Genomic DNA, 20,047 nt, shown 5'->3' with positions numbered 1-20,047 from the left:
TGTCCGGGTGTTACCGCCCCTTCAAGGGGGTGGGCGAAAGCGAGTAACAAGGAAACAAATTGTCGGCGTTTGGCCGAACGAAAAATTCTACAAAATCATAAGTTATTGATTTTAAAAGACTTTTAAAAGTTGGCACGGCTTCTGCTATCTCTATTGCATAACAAGAACAAAAAAAGCGGCAAACCTAATAAGAATAAGACGTAACGACTCTGACATAACAAAAACAACACGACAGAGACGCAGCTAACAGATTTTTTTGGAGAGGATGTGCTTTTCAGGGTGCTTTTCGGAGTAACCCGCAACCGGGCAGAGAACAATAAAACTACCATCAGGTAGCTCCCGAACTGGTTGGATCGCTTAGCGAAAAAGTAGATCAGCGCTCAAAAAAATACGTTTGCTCTTGATCCCGGATGGGGATCGACAAAAACAGCGGTAAAGGGTCACGGCTTCCAAAAACAACAACAGGCCGCCCCTCAATAATAAAAAAAGAGCACGTGACGACAAAATTAAAGGGGAGCTTCGGCTCCCCTTTGTGCTTTCTGGCGTTTGTAATTTCCACCGCCACCCAGTGGGAGCAAACTCGCTCCCACTGGGGATTGTCGTCAGCTATTGTTGGTCTTCAACTCCTCGATACTGATCTCGCGCATCCGGAACTTCTGGATCTTGCCGGTCACCGTCATCGGAAACTCCTCGACGAACTTGAAGTAACGCGGTGTCTTGAAGTGCGCGATGCGCTCCTTGCACCAGGTTTGCAGCTCCTGCTCGGTGGCGCTGTGACCCGGATGGAATTTGACCCACGCGACAATCTCTTCGCCATAGCGCGAACACGGAATCCCGATCACTTGCACATCGGCCACGGCCGGGTGGGTGAAGAAGAACTCTTCCAGTTCCCGCGGGTAAATATTCTCACCGCCACGGATGATCATGTCCTTGTTGCGCCCGGCAATGCACACATAGCCCTCGTCGTTCATGCTCGCCAGGTCACCGGTGTGCATCCAGCCTGCCTGATCGATGGCCTCCGCCGTACCTTGCGGATTGTTCCAGTAGCCGAGCATCACGCTGTAACCGCGGGTGCAGAGCTCACCGATGGTGCCGCGCGGCACGAGGTTGCCCGCTTCGTCGATGATCTTGCTTTCCAGTTGTGGCTGGGTGCGGCCGACGGTGGTGACGCGCAATTCCAGCTCGTCTGACGGACCGGTCTGCAACGACACGGGGCTTGTTTCCGTCATGCCGTAGGCAATTTGCACTTCGCTCATGTGCATTTCATTGATGACGCGGCGCATGACCTCGATCGGGCACGTCGCCCCGGCCATGATCCCGGTGCGCAGGCTCGACAGATCGAAATCGGCACGCTGGGGTTGATCGAGCATGGCGATGAACATGGTCGGTACGCCGTAGAGCGCTGTGGCCTTTTCCTCGGCAACGGTGGTCAAGGTCAGCAACGGATCAAATGCATCGTTGGGGTAAATCATGGTGCTGCCGTGGGTGATGCAGCCGAGGTTGCCCATGACCATGCCGAAGCAGTGATACAGCGGCACCGGGATCACCAGCCGATCGTTCGCGGTCAGGCCCAGGCTTTCGCCGACCATATAACCGTTATTTAGAATGTTGTAGTGACTGAGGGTCGCGCCCTTCGGGAAACCGGTCGTGCCGGAGGTGTACTGGATGTTCACCGCCTGGTCGAAATGCAGACTGTCCTGGCGTTCGCTCAGCTGGTTGGCCGACACACTGCCCGCCAGATCGGCCAGTTGCGACCACGGCAGGAAACCCGAGGGCGGCCGGGCATCCAGACTGATGACACCGCGCAGTTCCGGTAGGCGCTCGCTCTGCAATTTCCCGATGGATTGCTCCGCCAGTTCCGGCACCAGGCCCTGCAGCATCGCGTGGTAATCGGAGGTTTTGAAGGCGCCAGCGCAGACCAGCCATTGGCATCCGGATTGTTTCAACACGTATTCAAGCTCGGAGCTGCGATACGCCGGGTTGATGTTGACCAGGATCACGCCGATTTTCGCACTGGCGAATTGGCTGATGCACCACTGGGCGCAGTTCGGTGCCCAGATGCCGAGGCGGTCCCCGGTCTGCAAGCCCAGCGCCAACAAGGCTCTGGCGTGCAAGTCCACGGCGTCGGCCAGTTGCTGCCACGTATAGCGCAACTGTTGATGACGCACGACCAGCGCCTCCCCGGTCGGGTACTGCGCGACGGTGTTAGCGAACGCCTGGCCGATGGTCATCGCCAGCAAGGCTTTGTCCTGGGAACCACGGGTATAGCTGCGCTGCGGACCTGCACTGGGTTGATCCATGACGACCCCTATTGTCTTTATTAGTGGGTTGTTGGAACGAGGCCTTATGACTAGCCCCGATCATTCAGAACTGGCTCTACTCTCGCTCAAGTTGACGTTAACGTAAAGGGCGATTGACAGCCATTCGTCACAGGCTTACGTTAACGTAAAGGTGAGAACCGAATCACTGCTCTCCCCTACCCTACAAAAAAGCCAAAAGGTGACCCATGAGCTATCCATCCCTGAACTTTGCCCTCGGTGAAACCATCGACATGCTGCGCGATCAGGTTCAGTCCTTCGTCGCCAAAGAGATCGCCCCGCGCGCCGCTCAGATCGACATCGACAACCTGTTCCCCGCCGACCTGTGGCGCAAATTCGGCGACATGGGCCTGCTGGGCGTTACCGTCCCGGAAGAGTACGGCGGCGCGGGCCTGGGTTACCTGGCGCACGTGGTGATCATGGAAGAAATCAGCCGTGGTTCGGCGTCTGTCGCCCTGTCCTACGGCGCGCACTCCAACCTCTGCGTCAACCAGATCAACCGCAACGGCAATCACGAACAGAAAAGCAAATACCTGCCAAAACTGATCAGCGGCGAGCATATCGGCGCTCTGGCGATGAGCGAGCCGAATGCCGGTTCCGATGTGGTGTCGATGAAACTGCGCGCCGATAAACGCGGCGATCACTACGTCCTCAACGGCAGCAAGACCTGGATCACCAACGGCCCCGACGCCAACACCTACGTGATCTATGCCAAGACCGACCTGGAGAAAGGCCCCCACGGCATCACCGCGTTTATCGTCGAACGTGATTCCAAAGGTTTCAGCCGCAGCAACAAATTCGACAAGCTCGGCATGCGCGGTTCCAACACCTGTGAGCTGTTCTTCGACGACGTCGAAGTGCCGGAAGAAAACATCCTCGGCGTACTCAACGGCGGCGTGAAGGTGCTGATGAGCGGCCTCGATTACGAGCGCGTCGTTCTTTCAGGTGGCCCGACCGGGATCATGCAGGCCTGCATGGACCTGATCGTGCCGTACATCCACGACCGCAAGCAGTTCGGCCAAAGCATCGGCGAGTTCCAGCTGATCCAGGGCAAGGTCGCCGACATGTACACCCAGCTCAACGCCAGCCGCGCCTACCTCTATGCAGTAGCGCAAGCGTGCGAACGCGGCGAAACCGCCCGCAAGGACGCCGCCGGAGTCATCCTCTACAGCGCCGAATGCGCGACCCGAATGGCCCTCGACGCGATCCAGATTCTCGGTGGCAACGGCTACATCAACGAATTCCCGGCCGGTCGTCTGCTGCGTGACGCCAAGCTGTACGAAATCGGTGCCGGCACCAGTGAGATCCGTCGCATGCTGATCGGTCGCGAACTGTTCAACGAAACCCGCTAAACGGAGCTGTCCATGGCTATCCTGCATACCCAGCTCAACCCCCGTTCGGCGGAGTTCGCGGCCAACAGCGCGGCGATGCTCAAACAGGTCGACGCCCTGCACACCCTGCTCGCGCAAGTGCAGCAAGGTGGCGGCCCGAAGGCGCAAGAACGCCACACCTCGCGCGGCAAATTGCTGCCTCGTGAACGGATCAATCGCCTGCTCGATCCGGGTTCGCCGTTTCTCGAAATCAGCCAATTGGCGGCCTACGAGGTGTATGGCGAAGACGTTCCGGCCGCAGGCGTGATTGCCGGAATCGGCCGTGTGGAAGGCGTCGAATGCATGATCGTCGCCAACGACGCCACCGTCAAAGGTGGCTCGTATTACCCGCTGACCGTGAAAAAACACCTGCGCGCCCAGACCATCGCCCAGCAGAACCGCTTGCCGTGCATCTATCTGGTGGACTCCGGTGGCGCCAACCTGCCACGTCAGGATGAAGTGTTTCCGGACCGTGAACACTTCGGACGGATCTTCTTCAACCAGGCCAACATGAGCGCCATGGGCATCCCACAAATCGCGGTGGTCATGGGCTCGTGCACCGCCGGTGGTGCTTATGTGCCAGCCATGGCCGACGAGGCAATCATGGTCCGCCAACAGGCGACGATTTTCCTCGCTGGCCCGCCGCTGGTGAAAGCCGCGACAGGTGAAGTCGTCAGCGCCGAAGACCTCGGCGGGGCCGATGTGCACTGCAAGATTTCCGGGGTGGCCGACCACTACGCCGAGAGCGATGAACACGCCTTGGCCATAGCACGACGCAGCATCGCCAACCTCAACTGGCGCAAGCTCGGCGAAGTGCAGCAGCGTGCGCCGATCGCCCCGCTTTATAGCAGCGACGAGTTGTACGGCGTGGTCTCGGCAGACGCCAAGCAGCCGTTCGACGTGCGCGAAGTGATTTCGCGATTGGTCGACGGTTCAGTGTTCGACGAGTTCAAGGCGCTGTTCGGGACGACCCTGGTGTGCGGTTTTGCCCACCTGCACGGTTACCCGATCGCGGTCCTTGCCAACAACGGCATTCTGTTCGCCGAAGCCGCGCAGAAAGGCGCGCACTTTATCGAGTTGGCGTGCCAGCGCGGTATTCCGTTGCTGTTCCTGCAAAACATCACCGGCTTCATGGTCGGCCAGAAGTACGAGGCCGGCGGCATCGCCAAGCACGGCGCGAAACTGGTGACCGCCGTGGCGTGCGCCAGGGTGCCGAAATTCACCGTGATCATCGGCGGCAGCTTCGGCGCCGGTAACTATGGCATGTGCGGTCGGGCTTACGATCCTCGATTCCTGTGGATGTGGCCGAACGCACGGATTGGCGTGATGGGCGCCGAACAGGCGGCCGGCGTACTGGTGCAGGTCAAGCGTGAGCAAGCCGAGCGCAGCGGGCACGGTTTCAGTGCCGAGCAGGAAGCCGAGATCAAGCAACCGATCCTCGATCAGTACGAAGAACAGGGTCATCCCTACTACTCCAGCGCACGGCTGTGGGACGACGGCGTCATCGACCCGGCGCAGACCCGCGATGTGTTGGCCCTGGCCTTGTCCGCGTCGCTGAACGCGCCAATCGAACCGAGCCGCTTCGGCGTGTTCCGGATGTGATCGGGAGAATATGATGAGCGACTTCAACACCCTCGAACTGCTGAGCGATCCAAGGGGCTTTGCGACTCTTTGGCTCAGCCGTGAAGAAAAGAACAACGCCTTCAACGCCGAAATGATCCGCGAACTGATCCTTGCCCTGGACAAGGTCTCGAGCGATGCCAGCCTGCGTTTTCTATTGGTGCGTGGCCGCGGCAAACATTTCAGCGCCGGCGCCGACCTGGCCTGGATGCAGCAATCGGCCGAACTCGATTACCACACCAACCTCGACGACGCCCGGGAACTGGCGGAGTTGATGTACAACCTGGCCAAGCTGAAAATCCCGACCCTGGCCGTGGTGCAAGGCGCAGCCTATGGCGGCGCGTTGGGCCTGATCAGTTGCTGCGACATGGCCATCGGCGCCAATGACGCGCAGTTCTGCCTGTCGGAAGTGCGCATCGGCCTGGCGCCGGCGGTGATCAGTCCGTTCGTGGTGCAAGCCATCGGCGAACGCGCGACACGTCGCTATGCCCTGACCGCCGAGCGTTTCGGCGGGCAACGGGCGCGGGAAATCGGCTTGTTGTCGGAGAGTTATCCGGTCGCTGAGCTGGAACTGAAAGTCGAGCAATGGATCGACAATCTGCTGCTCAACAGCCCGGCGGCTATGCGTGTCAGCAAGGACTTGCTGCGCGAAGTCGGCCACGGCGCGCTGACCCCGGCACTGCGCCGCTACACCGAAAACGCCATTGCCCGCATCCGCGTCAGCCCCGAAGGCCAGGAAGGCCTGCGCGCTTTCCTGCAAAAACGTCCGCCGAGCTGGCAAGCCGAAACCACCACCAAGGAGTCGCGTTGATGAGCGCACCTGTTCTCACCACCCTGCTGGTGGCCAACCGCGGCGAAATCGCTTGTCGGGTGATGCGTACCGCCAAGGCCCTGGGCTTGACCACCGTGGCCGTGCACAGCGCCACCGACCGTGACGCGCGACATAGCCGCGAAGCAGACATCCGTGTTGATCTCGGTGGCAGCAAAGCAGCCGACAGCTACCTGCAAATCGACAAACTGATCGCCGCCGCCAAGGCCAGCGGTGCTCAAGCAATCCACCCCGGTTATGGCTTCCTTTCCGAAAACGCCGGGTTCGCCCGTGCCATCGAAGCAGCCGGCTTGCTCTTCCTTGGCCCGCCTGCCTCGGCCATCGACGCGATGGGCAGCAAATCCGCGGCCAAAGCGTTGATGGAAACCGCCGGTGTGCCACTGGTGCCCGGCTATCACGGCGAAGCTCAGGACCTCGACACTTTCCGCGATGCCTGCGAACGCATCGGTTATCCGGTGCTGCTCAAGGCCACAGCGGGCGGCGGCGGCAAGGGCATGAAAGTGGTCGAGGACGTCAGCCAACTGGCAGAAGCCCTGGCATCGGCGCAACGTGAAGCGCAATCGTCGTTCGGTGATTCGCGGATGCTGGTCGAGAAGTACCTGCTCAAACCGCGACACGTGGAAATCCAGGTCTTCGCTGACCAACATGGCAATTGCTTGTACCTCAACGAACGTGACTGCTCGATTCAACGCAGGCATCAAAAAGTCGTCGAAGAAGCGCCCGCGCCAGGTCTGAGCCCGGAACTGCGTCGCGCGATGGGCGAGGCTGCTGTGCGTTCGGCGCAAGCCATCGGCTATGTCGGTGCGGGCACCGTAGAGTTTCTGCTGGATTCGCGCGGTGAGTTCTTCTTCATGGAGATGAACACGCGTCTGCAAGTGGAACACCCGGTCACCGAAGCCATCACCGGTCTCGACCTGGTGGCCTGGCAGATTCGTGTGGCACGTGGCGAAATACTGCCGATGACCCAAGCCGAGGTTCCACTGATCGGCCATGCGATCGAAGTGCGACTGTATGCCGAAGATCCGGGTCATGACTTCCTGCCGGCCACCGGGCGACTGGCGCTGTATCGCGAATCCGCCGAAGGTCCGGGGCGTCGTGTCGACAGCGGTGTCGAAGAAGGCGACGAGATTTCGCCATTTTACGACCCGATGCTCGGCAAGCTGATTGCCTGGGGCGAGGATCGTGAACAGGCGCGTCTGCGCTTGCTGAGCATGCTCGACGAATTCGCGATTGGCGGGCTCAAGACCAACATCAACTTCCTGCGCCGGATCATCGGCCATCCGGCGTTTGCCGCCGCTGAACTGGATACCGGGTTTATCCCGCGTTACCAGGAGCAACTGCTGCCAGAACCTTCGGACCTCAGTGATGAATTTTGGCAAGCCGCCGCCCAGGCATTTGCCCAGAGCCAGCCGAGTTCCCCTCGTGCCGATGATCTGAGTTCGCCTTGGGCGAACAGCAATGGTTTCCGAGCCGGACTGCCGACCGAAATCACCCTGCATTTGTGTTGCGAGGGACAGGATCGGGCGCTGACTTTAGGCGACACCTGCACGGCTCAACTCAAAGGCGAGCAGTTGCTGACCGAGCACAACGGCCTGCGCCGCCAGCATCGGGCAATACGCCGTGGCGATGTGCTGTATCTGCAATGGGAAGGTGAATTGCGCCGCATTGAGTCCTACGACCCGATCAGTGCTGTCGAAGCCAGTCACAGCCATCAGGGCGGGCTGACCGCCCCCATGAATGGCAGTATCGTGCGGGTGTTGGTGGAGGTAGGGCAAACGGTCGAAGCCGGAGCGCAACTGGTGGTGCTGGAAGCGATGAAGATGGAGCACAGCATTCGTGCGCCACACGCCGGGGTGATCAAGACGCTGTATTGCCAGGAAGGCGAGATGGTCAGCGAAGGCAGTGCATTGGTCGAGTTGGAAGAGGCGTGAAATGAAGATCGGTCCTACGCATTGCGAGGACCGATCTGATTAGAACTTGGCCGTTGCCTGAACCACCACGCCGAGGATTCTGCATTCCTCGGTGTAAAGGGCTTTCGGATACGTCGGATTGAGCGGGACCAGGTAACGCTGCCCGCCCTCTTCGATCAGCTTGCGAAAGGTCGCCTCGGCGCTGCCAGGCCACTGGGCAATCACCAGCTTTCCGGGTTCCGGCACAATGGCCGGGTCAACCAGGATCATCATGCCCTCGGCGATACTGATGCCGCTGGGTGCGGTCATCGCATCGCCCACCACCACCAGCCAGAATGCGGCGCCTTGGGCGTGGTAATCGGTCAGTTCAAAACGCTCCTTGTTGTACACCGTCAGTTCACCATCGCGCACCTCAGCCGGTTCCCGCCAGTCACTGACCGGGTAGCGGAAGTACGGGTTGTACTTGTGCGCCAGAGGCATCTCGTCATCTTCCGAGACGACAGGCTCACGGATCACCAGCGCCACCTCAAGAAACTCCATTCCAAGCGCCTTCAACACACGGTTCATGTTGTCGATGCCGGGTTCGCGACGTTTATTCAGCCAGTGGCCAACGCCGCCCTGGGACATCCCGAGACGTTCGGCGAGTATCTCTTGAGTGACTTTGAGTTCACTCATCTTGGCCTTGACCAATTCAATCCATTTATCCATGTGCGGCACGATACGTGGGCGCCTCCGGCCATCAAAACACAAAATGTAGTATTTAAATTCTCGTCACAAATACAGTTCGTACTACGATTGATTCACGGATCTGAATCTATCACGGAGCTTGCCCTCGCCATGAATATCCCCAGCAACGACCTGCCAGACATGCAAATCGACACTTCCCTCACGTCTCCCAAAGGCTCTGCCGCGGCGCAGCGAGCGCTGGACTATTACTTGAAACCAGCTGTTTCAGAAGAGGTGGTCGAGGAACGTTTCTTTGACGTGAATCGCAACATCAGCAGCGAAGAGGCGTTGGTCCATGCTTCGGATCTATTGCGGTGTGCCGCCGCCACTGCGTACGAGTCGGCCAACAACCTGCAAGGCGCAAACCGGGATCTGGCGTTTTCAGCGGTGCACATGATCGACATGGCCAAGGCGATGGTCGACCGTTCCCTTGAAGGGGTTCAGCTCGCCTGAGACGAAGGTACTTTCGAGGAGGGCGGGAAAGAATTTTCCAATCGCGCAGATAAAAACATTTGACTTGTAAACGAGAATGATTATTATTGCATTCGGCTGGTCGCGAGATCAGTCGATGGACCAGAAGACCTTAGGTCGGTCTCCTGGACTATCTCCTCATCAGGCTAATCACGGTTTTTGACCCGGCTTTTTGCCGGGTCTTTTTTTGCCAGTTATTCTGGCTTTGGCTTCAGGCTAATGAAGTCTTCAGGTGTTGCAAATTCGGTTGGCGCGGATGATATCAAAAGAATATCCGTTGGCAAGAGATGCCCGGCATCATTGGTCCAAACTAATGAAAAATAGCACTTGAGAATCAATCGCACAGTCTCTAAGCTGCGTCCGCGTCAAGGACGACGCCCCCCTTTTCACCCCGCAATTTCCCCCGGTTTTCCCCTTCCCAGCGTGTAAAGTAGCAGCCATAAAAATCATATTCAGGAATCGACTATGACCGTGGCCAAATCCTCTTTCGACATCAGCGCAAACTTTGACAGTGGCAACATTGAAGTGCTGGATATCAGCAATCCGTTGCAAGCCCTGCTGGCCATCAAGCCAGACACCCGCAGCCAGCATTTTCAGTGGTTCCACTTCAAGGCCAGCGGTCTGCATGTTGGTCAGGAGCACTGGTTTCGTCTGAACAATGCCAGCAGGTCCTCGTACAACAAAGCCTGGGACGGTTATCAGGCGGCAGCGTCCTACGACCACGTCAACTGGTTCCGGGTGCCGACCATATTCGAAGGCGACTGTCTGCGTTTCAGCCTTGAAGCCACCGCCACTCACGCCTGGTTTGCCTATTTCGAACCCTACAGCCGTGGCCGTCACGACTGGCTGATCGAGCAGGCGCTGACCAAGGCCGGCACCGAACTGCTGGCGACCGGCAAGAGCGTTGAAGGGCGGGACATCCAGCTGTTGCGCAAAGGCACGGGGGCCGAAGGTCGACGCAAGGTCTGGATCATTGCCCAGCAACACCCGGGCGAACACATGGCCGAGTGGTTCATGGAAGGTGTGATCGAACGCCTTGAAAAGCACGACGATCCGGTGTTGAACAAACTGCTGGCCAGCGCTGATCTGTACCTGGTGCCGAACATGAACCCGGACGGCGCTTTCCACGGGCATCTGCGCACCAACGCCATGGGCCAGGACCTGAACCGCGCATGGCAGAGCGCCAGCCAGGAGATCAGTCCGGAAGTGCTGTTCGTTCAGCAGCAAATGGAAAAGTACGGTGTTGACCTGTTCCTCGACATCCATGGCGATGAAGAAATCCCTTACGTGTTCACCGCCGGTTGTGAAGGCAACCCGGGCTACACACCGCGAATCGAAAAACTCGAAGCGCACTTCCGCAGCCATCTGAAGCACCTGACCAAGGACTTCCAGACCACTCACGGCTACACCCGCGACTTGCCCGGCAAGGCCAACATGACCCTGGCCTGCAACAGCGTCGGCGAGAAATTCGACTGCCTGTCGTTGACCCTGGAAATGCCCTTCAAGGACAACAATGATGCGCCGAACCCGCTGACCGGCTGGTCCGGCAAACGCTCGAAGCAATTGGGGAAGGATGTGCTGACGACTGTGGCCGACATGGTCGACACCCTGCGTTGATCACGCTCGATGGCTGCATGCCCGGCATGCAGCCATGCCTCACTCGGCAGCAATCCGCATGCAATCCTCAGGTCCCAGCAAGCGCCCATCCTCGGCACGTAGTTCCAGCGTTTGCACCGGTCGGCCGTTCTCTCGGTCAACAACCCGCGAGTGCGCCTCCCCTGCCCCATAGAAAAACGCCTCACCCCATTGGCGCAGTCCGATGATCAACGGGAACAGGCCTTTGCCTTTCTCGGTCAGCACGTATTCCTGATAAGCGCTGCCATCCGAGGCCGGTACCAAGTCGAAAATCCCGTGGGCCACCAGCGTACGCAGGCGTGCCGAGAGAATGTTCTTCGCCATGCCCAAATTGCGTTGGAACTCGCCGAAACGGCGAATGCCATCAAACGCATCGCGCACGATCAGCAACGACCACCAATCACCAATGGCATCCAGGGAACGGGCAACCGGGCATTCGGCGTCTTCCATGCTTGTACGTTTGGCCACGAATGTGCCCTCGAAAACAAATGTGGTTGCAATATAAAACCAGACTCCTTACCGTACAACTGGTTTTATTTAGAAACCACATTAGGAGCCCGGCATGAAGCCCAATCATCCAATTCTCAGCACCGGCGTCGTGCTGCTGTTTGCTGTCGCCTGTGGACTGGCCGTCGGCAACGTGTATTACGCACAGCCCTTACTCGATGCCATGGCCGAAGCATTCGCCATGAATCCGGCAACCATCGGCATTGTCGTCACGCTCACTCAGGTCGGTTATGGCGTCGGGTTATTGCTGCTGGTGCCGCTCGGCGATCTGCTGAACCGTCGACGTTTGATCGTCACGCAAACCCTGCTGTCAGCGCTGGCCTTGTTGATGATCGCGTTGGCCTCGAACAGCACTTGGCTGTTAATCGGGATGACGTTGACCGGGCTGCTGGCGGTCGTGACTCAGGTGCTGGTGGCCTACGCCGCGACATTGGCCATCCCGGCGCAACGAGGTCGTGTGGTCGGTGTGGTCACCAGCGGCATCGTCGTCGGCATTCTGCTCGCCCGGACAGTGGCCGGCGGCATGGCTGACCTCGCCGGTTGGCGCTCGATTTATCTGTTGTCAGCTGGTTTGACGCTGGTGATGGCGCTGCTGCTATTTCGTGTGTTACCCAAACATGAAGCTGCGCAACCCGCCAGTTCCTACGGCGCCTTACTGGGCTCGGTATTCACGCTGTTCAAGGAAGAGCCGGTGCTGCGCCAGCGGGCGGTGCTCGCGCTGCTGACCTTCGCCAGCGCCATGGTGTTGTGGACGCCCCTGGTGCTGCCGCTGAGCGCCCCGCCGCTGTCGTTGTCCCACACACAAATCGGATTATTCGGACTGGCAGGTGCCGCCGGCGCATTGGCCGCCGCTCGCGCCGGGCATCTGGCTGATCGTGGCCTGGGGCAATGGTCCAGTGGTTTGTCGCTCTTGTTGATGCTGGTTTCCTGGCTGCCGATCGCCCTCACCCAGTCCTCATTGTGGGCATTGCTGCTTGGCGTGATTACTTTGGATCTGGGTTTGCAGGCCGTGCACGTCACCAGCCAGAGCATGATCTACAGCGTGCGCCCCGAAGCCCAAAGCCGACTCACCGCCGGCTACATGCTGTTCTATTCGATTGGCAGCGCCTTGGGGTCGATCGGTTCGACGGCGATGTACGCGTGGGCCGGGTGGCTCGGCGTATGCCTGCTGGGTGCAGGCATCAACGCCGTGGCATTTATTTATTGGTGGAGAACGCTGGCCACCAAGGCCCAACCGTTGGAAGCCGTTTCACACTGACCTAGCAGCTGGCGGAGCCTGCGTTCGACTGCGCAGCAGTCGTCGATCCATTGACCGCGGTGTATCTGAATGACCGCGGTGTTGGAATTTGCGACTGCTTTGCAGCCTCGCAGACTCGACAGCTGCTACACGCGAACGCACTGCTGGCAACAGGGGATCAACCTCGATCCTTACCAAACAGCATGCTCTGCAACACCCCATCGCGACGCACCCAGCCGTGAAACAACGCCGCAGCTAAATGCAGCAGTACGGTCAGGAAAAGCAGATACGCCAAATACCCGTGAGCCTTGCGCAGGAACGCAAACATCTGCGCATTGGCCGACAAAATCGACGGCAACTGCAACGAGCTGCTGAGCATCACCGGGTCGCCCGCCGCCGAAATCATCGCCCAGCCCAGCAGCGGCAAAATCAGCATCAGCGCGTACAGCAGGACATGCGACGCCTTGGCCGCCAGCGCTTGCCAACCCGGCAGGTCCGCCGGCAGGGGTGGTTGCCGGGTAGAAAACCGCACACCCAGGCGCACGATCACCAGCAGCAGAATGGCAACGCCCAAGGGTTTGTGCAGATGGATCAGCCACTCATGGCGCTCGGACACCGAGGCGGCCATGCCCGCGCCGATAAACAGCATCGCAATGATCATCAGCGCCATCAGCCAGTGCAGCAGCCGCGCCAGAGGTGCGAAATGACTCGGTTGAGTGCTCATTGTTGAGCCTCCTGTTTAGCGGCAGGCAACTGGCTGACTTCGCTGGTGCGACGCAAGTAGGATTTGGCGTAACCGGCTGAACGAGCGGCGAGCAGCGGATCGTCGGAACCTTCTATACCAGCGGGCAATACCAGCGGGTCGTAGTTGATGTCACGGCATTCGCCATTGAGTTGTGGCTGAGTGCTTTCGAGCACCAGGGTGCCGGCATTCAGCACCTTGCGGCCGTCGGGCCAGGCCTTGCTGGCGTCGTTGACCTGATCACCGGGGTTGGCCAGAGTGATGTTCAACTGCCAACGCAACGGCCCCGCAGAAATTCGCTGAACCAAGTCCTTCTCCAGGAAATCGCCGCCCTCAGGCGCCGTCGCACCTGCCGCGTCCTGCGCCACCGGCACCATGCTCCAGCGCACCGCCTGCCGTTGACCGGCCGCGTTCACCAGGTAAAACGCATTGACGCTGTTGTAGGTCTCCGTCACGTAACTGGCCGACGGTTTGGCTGTTTTGACCCAGGCCAGAAAAGGCGCGGCTTCCGGATGGGAACCGAAGAATGCAGGAACGGCCGCAGGGTTCGGTTTGCCGGTGGCCGGATCCGGTGACTGGGCTTGTTGCAATTGATAGAACGCTTCAGGCGTGCCCACCGGGAACACCGGCATGCTATTCATCCCGGTGCGCCATTGCTGACCGTTGGCCTGGGTGAAACGCAGCGCCAGGCTGCGAATCGGTACGCTGCTGTCGGGCGCGTAAGGATTGCCCGCAGGCAGTGCGAAACGTCCGACTACCGGGGTCCGCGCCTCGTTGAATACCTGAGCGGTGGAATAGCTCCGAGCCTCGCCGCTGCTCTCGAAATGCCCGATCACGCAGACACCTTTGGAGTGATTACGACGGAAACCCGGGTGCACGCCGTTGTTGGTCTCCAGCACATTGATCAGCTTTTTCGGCGTCAGACGCTGTGGGTCGAGTGTGCCATTGACGTAGGCAAAAGCCCCGGCGAGGGCTGCGACCACTGCGGCAATGCCGGCCAGGCGCAAGGTCAGGCCCGCGGTATTCAGCGGTGGCCGGGTTGGCGGTGATGAGCGATCTACCATGAATGACTCCAGGGCCATCGGCCACAAGTGAGAAGAATCAAGCAGACGTACCTCACGAGGGTTTATTCCATCGTGCGGTGTTTATTTTTCCGGGCGTGGAATAACCTCGAATACCGGGCGTCTTCCTAGTCCACAGCGTAGTGACTAGTCGGAACTTCATGAACGATATCGACGAACAACTGAGAGAAATCATTCCCAGATTGCGACGTTTCGCCGTTTCGCTGACGCGCAATCCCAGCAGCGCTGACGATCTGGTGCAGGCCAGCCTTGAGCGTGCGCTGTCGAGTTGGGGTGACAAACGCCCCGAGGGTGACTTGCGCGCCTGGCTGTTTTCGATTTTGTATCGGCAGTTCCTCGATGCTCATCGGCGTTCCCGGCGTTATGCGCGGATGCTCGAGTTCTTTACCGGGCGTGACGACACACAGCCGTCGGTGGAGCGCACCGTGATTGCCCAATCGACCCTCAAAGCCTTCGATCAGCTCACCACCGAACAACGTGCACTGCTGCTCTGGGTGTCGGTGGAAGGCTTGAGTTACAAAGAGGTCGCAGAAATTCTCGACGTGCCCACCGGCACCGTGATGTCTCGCCTGTCCCGCGCCCGCCAGGCCTTGCGCCAACTGAGCGATGGCGAAATCACCGGCCCTTCTCTGCGGAGACTCAAATGATCAGCATGCCCCCAAGCGAGCGTGACCTGCACGCCTACGTCGACCATCAACTCAGCGATGCCGACCGACGTCTGGTGGAGACTTTTCTGGCAAGTAACGCTGAAGTTTCTGCACAAGTGCGCGCCTGGCAACAGGACGCCCAGCAACTGCGCGCGGCGCTGAGCGGTGCCCTGCAGCAGTCAGCCAACCCCGACCTCGACCCGGCGCTGATTCGCCAACGCCTCAAACGACAATCTCGCCGCCACCTGGCCAGCGCCGCCGTGTTGCTGATCGCCGTCAGCGTCGGCGGATTCAGCGGTTGGCAGGCGCGGGAGATGACGCTCGTCAGTGCCCCACTGCCGATGACCGATGCCTTGCAGGCCTATCGCCTGATTGCCCAGCAAGGCATCCTGCCGGCCGATTACAAGGTCAGCGATGACGGTGGCATGCAGGGTTGGCTCGACCGTTATTTCACCCAAGCCAATCGCCTGCCTGATCTTTCGGGTGCAGGTTTCAAACCGGTCAGCGGGCGCTTGCTCAGTACCGAACAGGGGCCGGCGGCGATGGTGGTCTACGAGGATCAGAACGGGCATAAGGTCAGCTTCTACGTCCGTCCTCCAGGGCCGAAAAACTTCCTGTTGCCCAGGGGCAGTCGCAGCGATGGCGAGTTGCAGGCTGAGTACTGGTCGGGGGGCGGCTACAACTACGCGATGGTCAGCCCGAGCGATACGCCGGCGGCGCAGATGCTCAAGCAAACCGTGCAGTTCTGATCACACCGCCAATCCCCTGTGGGAGCGAGCCTGCTCGCGAAAGCGGTGGGTCAGCCGACATCAATGTTGGATGTACCGGCGTCTTCGCGAGCAGGCTCGCTCCCACAGGGGGCTCGGCGAACATTTGTGGATTGTGCTCAGCCTTGCCCGAAGACTTGCGAAGGCCTGCGCAGCAGCGGATCAAACGGATTGATCCGCGGCCCGATCAACGCGGCTTCGCGCTTGAGCATTTCCACCACCGTCGGCAGGCGATCCGGCCCCAGCCGATCACTCACGGTCGCCACACTCAACGCCGCCACGGCCCGCCCTTCACGGTCCAGAATCGGCACGGCCACCCCGGCCATTCCCTGCAGCACACCGGTGTTGCGTCCGGCGAAACCAAGCTTGCGCACATTCTCGACTTCCGAACGCAGGAACACCTCGTCATACAGGTGGAAATCCTTCAATCGCGGCAGGTTGTAGTGAATCACCGTATCGCGCTCCTCTTCGGGCAGAAACGCCAGAATCGCCAGGCTGCCCTGCCCCACCCCAAGCGCCACCCGCCCACCGATGTCACCGGTAAAGGTGCGGATCGGAAACGGGCCTTCACTGCGGTCCAGGCAAATCGCATCAAAGCCACTGCGCGCCAGCAAAAACAACGAATCCCCCAACGACGCCGACAACCGCAGCAATGACGGCCGCACTAGTTCGCGCAGGTTTCCGGTGTTCCCGGCGCGAGCCGCCAAGGCAAAAAACTCCAGGCTCAGGCGATAGCGTTTGCTGCGCGCGTCCTGCTCGACCATGCCCTCGTCCATCAAGCTGCGCAGCAACCGGTGCGTTGTCGGTTGCGACAATCCGATGCGCTGGGCCAGTTGCGTCACGCGCTCCCCGCCCTCGACGGTGTCCCCCAGACTGCGCAACACCGCAAACAGCCTTGAGACGGCACCCACACCGACCTCATTTTTATTTTTATTCCGCTCAATGGAATCAGACATGTTGTTTCTCGAAAATTAATTTACTCACCGAATGAAACTTAAAATAGTCATCGCTTCAGTGAAATAGGCCATTGAGCCCATCCTATTCTTCGTCCTACTCTGCGTCCATACAGGGGCGATTCGAACAACAGCGGCAGCCGACTCAAGTCGAGCGCCAACGCACCCCGCAACATCTTTCGTATCTGCCCATACAAAAAAGCGCGACCTCAGGCCGCGCATAACAATCTCAGGTGGAGCGCAGTTATGGCTTTTGTGCAACTTGAAGGACTTGGCAAACGTTACGGCGAGATCGACGCGGTCGTTGCCACCAACCTCTCGGTCGAAAAAGGTGAATTCGTCTCCTTGCTCGGCCCCTCCGGCTGCGGCAAAACCACCACCCTGCAAATGATCGCCGGCTTCGTCGAAGTCAGCAGCGGACGCATTGTGCTGGACGGCCGCGACATCACCCACGCCAAACCCGCCAGCCGTGGTCTGGGCGTGGTGTTCCAGAGTTACGCGCTGTTCCCGCACATGACCGTCAAAGACAACGTCGCTTTCGGCCTGCGCATGCGCAAAGTGGCCAGCGGCGAGTTGCAGCAACGGGTGGACCGGGTGCTGAAACTGGTGCGGCTGAACCAGCATGCCGAGCGGTATCCACGGGAATTGTCCGGCGGTCAGCGCCAGCGTGTCGCGCTGGCCAGGGCGCTGGTGATCGAGCCGCCAGTGCTGCTGCTCGACGAACCGCTGTCCAACCTCGACGCCAACCTGCGCGAAGAGATGCAGTTCGAAATCCGCCGCATCCAGCGCGAAGTCGGAATCACCACGCTGATGGTTACCCACGACCAGTCCGAAGCGCTGTCCATCAGCGACCGCGTGGTGGTGATGCAGGCCGGGCGCATCACTCAGATCGACGCCCCTTACACCCTCTACGAACACCCGCGCACCGAGTTCATTTCCGGGTTCGTCGGCAAGGCCAATCTGTTGCCCGGCGAGCATGACAACGCCGGTGTTGTCCAGGTAAGCAGCGGCGGTGAACTGACCCTCAGTCTGCGCCCGGAAAAAATCGATCTGCGGGAGAAAGGTCAGGGCCGCCTGCAAGGCAAAATCGTCAGCCGCTTCTTTCTCGGCAGCCAGTGGCTGTATGGCATATCGACGACCCTGGGCGAACTCAGCGTGGTGCGCCGCAACGATGGCTCGGCGCCGATGACTGAAGGCACCGCTGTTGGCCTGGACTGGGACGCGGCGCTGTTGCGGGTGCTGAGTGTCGACGAGGTGTCGGCATGAGTACGCTCGTCTCCATCCGTCAGGGCCGCCAGGGTTATTGGCTGTCGGCACCGGCCCTGGCCTTGTACCTCGGCTTGCTGGTCATCCCGCTGGGCCTGACGCTGGTGCTGTCGTTCAACGTCTTCGACTACAGCTCGGGGATCAACGGCGACGCCTACACCCTCGATCACTACAGCAGCCTGCTGGGCGACCCGTACTTCTACGAAATCTTTCTGCGCACGATGTGGATCAGCGCGCTAACCACCCTCCTTTGTGTGGTGATCGGCGTGCCCGAGGCCTACATCCTCAGCCGCATGGGCGCGCCGTGGCGTTCGATTTTCCTGATTCTGATCCTCACACCGTTGCTGATTTCGGTGGTGGTGCGCGCCTTCGGCTGGAGCCTGTTGCTGGGTGCCGAGGGCCTGGTCAACCAGACCCTGCAAGCGTTCGGCGGCTCGCCGATAAAGTTGCTCTACACGCCGTTCGCGGTGGTGATTGCGCTGGTGCACGTGATGCTGCCGTTCATGATTATTCCGGTCTGGACTTCGTTGCAAAAACTCGACCCCGCCGCTGAACAAGCCGCGCTTTCACTGGGTGCGAGCCATCTCACGGTGATGCGCAAAGTGGTGCTACCGCAAATCATGCCCGGCGTGCTCTCCGGCACCTTGATCGTGTTCGGCCTAGCGGCCAGCTCCTTCGCGATCCCCGGCCTGCTCGGCGGACGTCGGATAAAAATGGTCGCCACGCTGATCTACGACCAGTACCTGTCGGAGCTCAACTGGCCGATGGGCGCGGCCATCGCCGTGGCCCTGCTGTTGCTCAACCTGCTGATCATGCTGTCGTGGAACCGGATGATCGAAGGCCGCTACAAGAAGTCATTGGGATAACTCGACATGTCCAAGAACGGTCCTTTCGCCCTGCTGCTCCATACCCTGGTGGTGCTGTTCATGCTGGCGCCGCTGGTGGTGGTCTGCCTCGTGGCCTTCACCCCGGAAAACACCCTGAGCTTGCCGACCACGGAGTTTTCCCTGCGCTGGTTCCGCGCGGTGTTCGAGCGCGCCGATTTTGTCGATGCGTTTTACAACAGCCTGATCCTGGCGTTCTGCGCCGCCAGTCTGGCGACGCTGATTGCGGTGCCGGCGGCGCTGGCGATCACCCGCTTCGAGTTCCCCGGACGCGACTTTCTCAACGGTCTGTTCCTGTCGCCGATCATCATTCCGCACTTGGTGCTGGGTGTTGCGTTGCTGCGCTTGTTTGCGCTGATGGGGGTCAATGGCAGCTTCACCTGGCTGATCTTCGCTCACGTGCTGGTGATCACGCCGTATGTGCTGCGGCTGGTGTTGGCATCGGCCATCGGCCTTGATCGCAGTGCCGAACATGCAGCGCAATCGCTCGGTGCCGGGCGCTTCACGCTGTTCCGGGAAATCACGTTGCCAATGATTCTGCCGGGGGTTGCCGGTGGATGGCTGCTGGCGTTCATCAACAGTTTTGACGAGGTCACGTTGTCGATCTTCGTCACCTCGCCGGCCACGCAAACCTTGCCGGTGCGCATGTACGTGTACGCCACCGAATCCATCGATCCGATGATGGCGGCGGTATCGGCACTGGTGATTGGGCTGACCGCGCTGACGATGATTTTGCTCGACCGGGTTTACGGCCTGGATCGGGTTCTGGTGGGCAAACAATGAGGGCGCCATGGCTCTGCTGAAACGACTGGCCGAAGGCGACCGCACGGCCCTGGACTTTACCCTCGACGGCAAACCGGCCACCGGTCTGCTCGGCGACACCTTGCTGACGGCGGTGCTGACCTGCAGCGAACACTTGCGCGGCAGCGACTTCAGCGCCGAACCCCGCGCCGGTTTTTGCATGATGGGTGCGTGTCAGGACTGCTGGGTTCGACTGGGCGATGGCCGACGCGTGCGCGCCTGCTCGACGTTGCTCGAAGACGGGCAGCAGATCAGCCGCGAACCGGGACGCTCCCTATGAAC

The 20,047-nt window shown here is 59.9% G+C and carries 19 protein-coding genes; 13 read left to right on the top strand and 6 right to left on the bottom strand.

From position 1 onward, the window contains the following. Positions 1-602: 602 nt before the first annotated feature. Positions 603-2,300 (bottom strand): AMP-binding protein, encoded by a 1,698-nt coding sequence (locus tag FQ185_RS14365; protein WP_149417983.1) that lies wholly within the window; start codon positions 2,298-2,300, stop codon positions 603-605. 206 nt (positions 2,301-2,506) lie between these two features. Here FQ185_RS14365 and FQ185_RS14360 point away from each other — a divergent pair, with 206 nt between their 5' ends. The 4 genes from FQ185_RS14360 to FQ185_RS14345 are packed head-to-tail and all read left to right on the top strand — an operon-like array spanning position 2,507 to position 8,068. Continuing rightward, on the top strand, positions 2,507-3,670 hold the full coding sequence (locus FQ185_RS14360; protein ID WP_076027995.1) for an isovaleryl-CoA dehydrogenase: 1,164 nt from the start codon (positions 2,507-2,509) through the stop codon (positions 3,668-3,670). A 12-nt stretch (positions 3,671-3,682) separates the two neighbouring features. Further along, on the top strand, positions 3,683-5,290 hold the full coding sequence (locus tag FQ185_RS14355; protein WP_149417982.1) for a carboxyl transferase domain-containing protein: 1,608 nt from the start codon (positions 3,683-3,685) through the stop codon (positions 5,288-5,290). 13 nt (positions 5,291-5,303) lie between these two features. After that, positions 5,304-6,119 carry a gamma-carboxygeranoyl-CoA hydratase gene (locus tag FQ185_RS14350; protein WP_149417981.1) on the top strand — a complete coding sequence of 272 codons (816 nt, stop codon included), beginning with the start codon at positions 5,304-5,306 and terminating at the stop codon, positions 6,117-6,119. Further along, the gene (locus FQ185_RS14345) at positions 6,119-8,068 is read left to right on the top strand and encodes an acetyl/propionyl/methylcrotonyl-CoA carboxylase subunit alpha (RefSeq protein WP_149417980.1); all 1,950 of its coding nucleotides are present in this window, start codon (positions 6,119-6,121) and stop codon (positions 8,066-8,068) included. Before FQ185_RS14350 ends, FQ185_RS14345 begins: the two co-directional genes overlap by 1 nt. Positions 8,069-8,107: 39 nt before the next feature. Here the strand turns inward: FQ185_RS14345 and FQ185_RS14340 are convergent, their stop codons facing one another. Continuing rightward, on the bottom strand, positions 8,108-8,755 hold the full coding sequence (locus FQ185_RS14340) for a LexA family transcriptional regulator (protein ID WP_149417979.1): 648 nt from the start codon (positions 8,753-8,755) through the stop codon (positions 8,108-8,110). 129 nt (positions 8,756-8,884) lie between these two features. Here FQ185_RS14340 and FQ185_RS14335 point away from each other — a divergent pair, with 129 nt between their 5' ends. Beyond that, positions 8,885-9,226 (top strand): DUF6124 family protein, encoded by a 342-nt coding sequence (locus tag FQ185_RS14335; protein WP_149417978.1) that lies wholly within the window; start codon positions 8,885-8,887, stop codon positions 9,224-9,226. A gap of 483 nt (positions 9,227-9,709) precedes the next feature. Next, entirely contained in the window at positions 9,710-10,861 is a 1,152-nt protein-coding gene (locus FQ185_RS14330) for a carboxypeptidase family protein (protein WP_149417977.1), read from the top strand. Positions 10,862-10,900: 39 nt separating this feature from the next. On the opposite strand, the gene FQ185_RS14325 is transcribed toward FQ185_RS14330, so the two are convergent. Then, positions 10,901-11,347: a helix-turn-helix domain-containing protein gene (locus FQ185_RS14325; RefSeq protein WP_149417976.1), complete on the bottom strand. Its 447-nt coding sequence runs from the start codon at positions 11,345-11,347 to the stop codon at positions 10,901-10,903. 94 nt (positions 11,348-11,441) lie between these two features. Between FQ185_RS14325 and FQ185_RS14320 the strand changes: the two genes are divergently transcribed. Next, entirely contained in the window at positions 11,442-12,644 is a 1,203-nt protein-coding gene (locus FQ185_RS14320) for an MFS transporter (RefSeq protein ID WP_149417975.1), read from the top strand. A 157-nt stretch (positions 12,645-12,801) separates the two neighbouring features. Here the strand turns inward: FQ185_RS14320 and FQ185_RS14315 are convergent, their stop codons facing one another. Together FQ185_RS14315 and FQ185_RS14310 are read right to left on the bottom strand one after the other, a co-directional pair. Further along, positions 12,802-13,347 carry a cytochrome b gene (locus tag FQ185_RS14315; RefSeq protein ID WP_149417974.1) on the bottom strand — a complete coding sequence of 182 codons (546 nt, stop codon included), beginning with the start codon at positions 13,345-13,347 and terminating at the stop codon, positions 12,802-12,804. After that, positions 13,344-14,429 (bottom strand): catalase family peroxidase, encoded by a 1,086-nt coding sequence (locus FQ185_RS14310; protein ID WP_149417973.1) that lies wholly within the window; start codon positions 14,427-14,429, stop codon positions 13,344-13,346. Before FQ185_RS14310 ends, FQ185_RS14315 begins: the two co-directional genes overlap by 4 nt. A 158-nt stretch (positions 14,430-14,587) precedes the next feature. Here FQ185_RS14310 and FQ185_RS14305 point away from each other — a divergent pair, with 158 nt between their 5' ends. Then, complete coding sequence (locus FQ185_RS14305; RefSeq protein ID WP_149417972.1) at positions 14,588-15,094, top strand: RNA polymerase sigma factor; 507 nt, start codon at positions 14,588-14,590, stop codon at positions 15,092-15,094. Next, entirely contained in the window at positions 15,091-15,843 is a 753-nt protein-coding gene (locus FQ185_RS14300) for an anti-sigma factor (protein WP_149417971.1), read from the top strand. Before FQ185_RS14305 ends, FQ185_RS14300 begins: the two co-directional genes overlap by 4 nt. A gap of 137 nt (positions 15,844-15,980) precedes the next feature. Here FQ185_RS14300 and FQ185_RS14295 read toward each other — a convergent pair whose 3' ends face one another. Continuing rightward, positions 15,981-16,817, bottom strand: a complete 837-nt coding sequence (locus tag FQ185_RS14295) for an IclR family transcriptional regulator (protein ID WP_149417970.1) — start codon at positions 16,815-16,817, stop codon at positions 15,981-15,983. 243 nt (positions 16,818-17,060) lie between these two features. Here FQ185_RS14295 and FQ185_RS14290 point away from each other — a divergent pair, with 243 nt between their 5' ends. Genes FQ185_RS14290 through FQ185_RS14275 form a run of 4 tightly spaced genes read left to right on the top strand, consistent with a single transcriptional unit; the run spans position 17,061 to position 20,045 of the window. Next, complete coding sequence (locus FQ185_RS14290) at positions 17,061-18,080, top strand: ABC transporter ATP-binding protein (protein WP_149417969.1); 1,020 nt, start codon at positions 17,061-17,063, stop codon at positions 18,078-18,080. Further along, complete coding sequence (locus FQ185_RS14285) at positions 18,077-18,946, top strand: ABC transporter permease (RefSeq protein WP_149417968.1); 870 nt, start codon at positions 18,077-18,079, stop codon at positions 18,944-18,946. The genes FQ185_RS14290 and FQ185_RS14285 overlap by 4 nt, the downstream gene beginning before the upstream one ends. 6 nt (positions 18,947-18,952) lie before the next feature. Continuing rightward, positions 18,953-19,747, top strand: coding sequence for an ABC transporter permease (locus FQ185_RS14280; RefSeq protein ID WP_149417967.1), 795 nt, complete (start codon positions 18,953-18,955; stop codon positions 19,745-19,747). Positions 19,748-19,754: 7 nt separating this feature from the next. Further along, a complete protein-coding gene (locus FQ185_RS14275) occupies positions 19,755-20,045 on the top strand; it encodes a (2Fe-2S)-binding protein (protein WP_149417966.1) in 291 nt (96 codons plus the stop codon). Positions 20,046-20,047 lie beyond the last annotated feature (2 nt).

The sequence above is a fragment of the Pseudomonas sp. ANT_H12B genome (assembly GCF_008369325.1).
Lineage (GTDB): Bacteria > Pseudomonadota > Gammaproteobacteria > Pseudomonadales > Pseudomonadaceae > Aquipseudomonas.
This window is presented reverse-complemented; position numbering and strand designations above follow the sequence as displayed.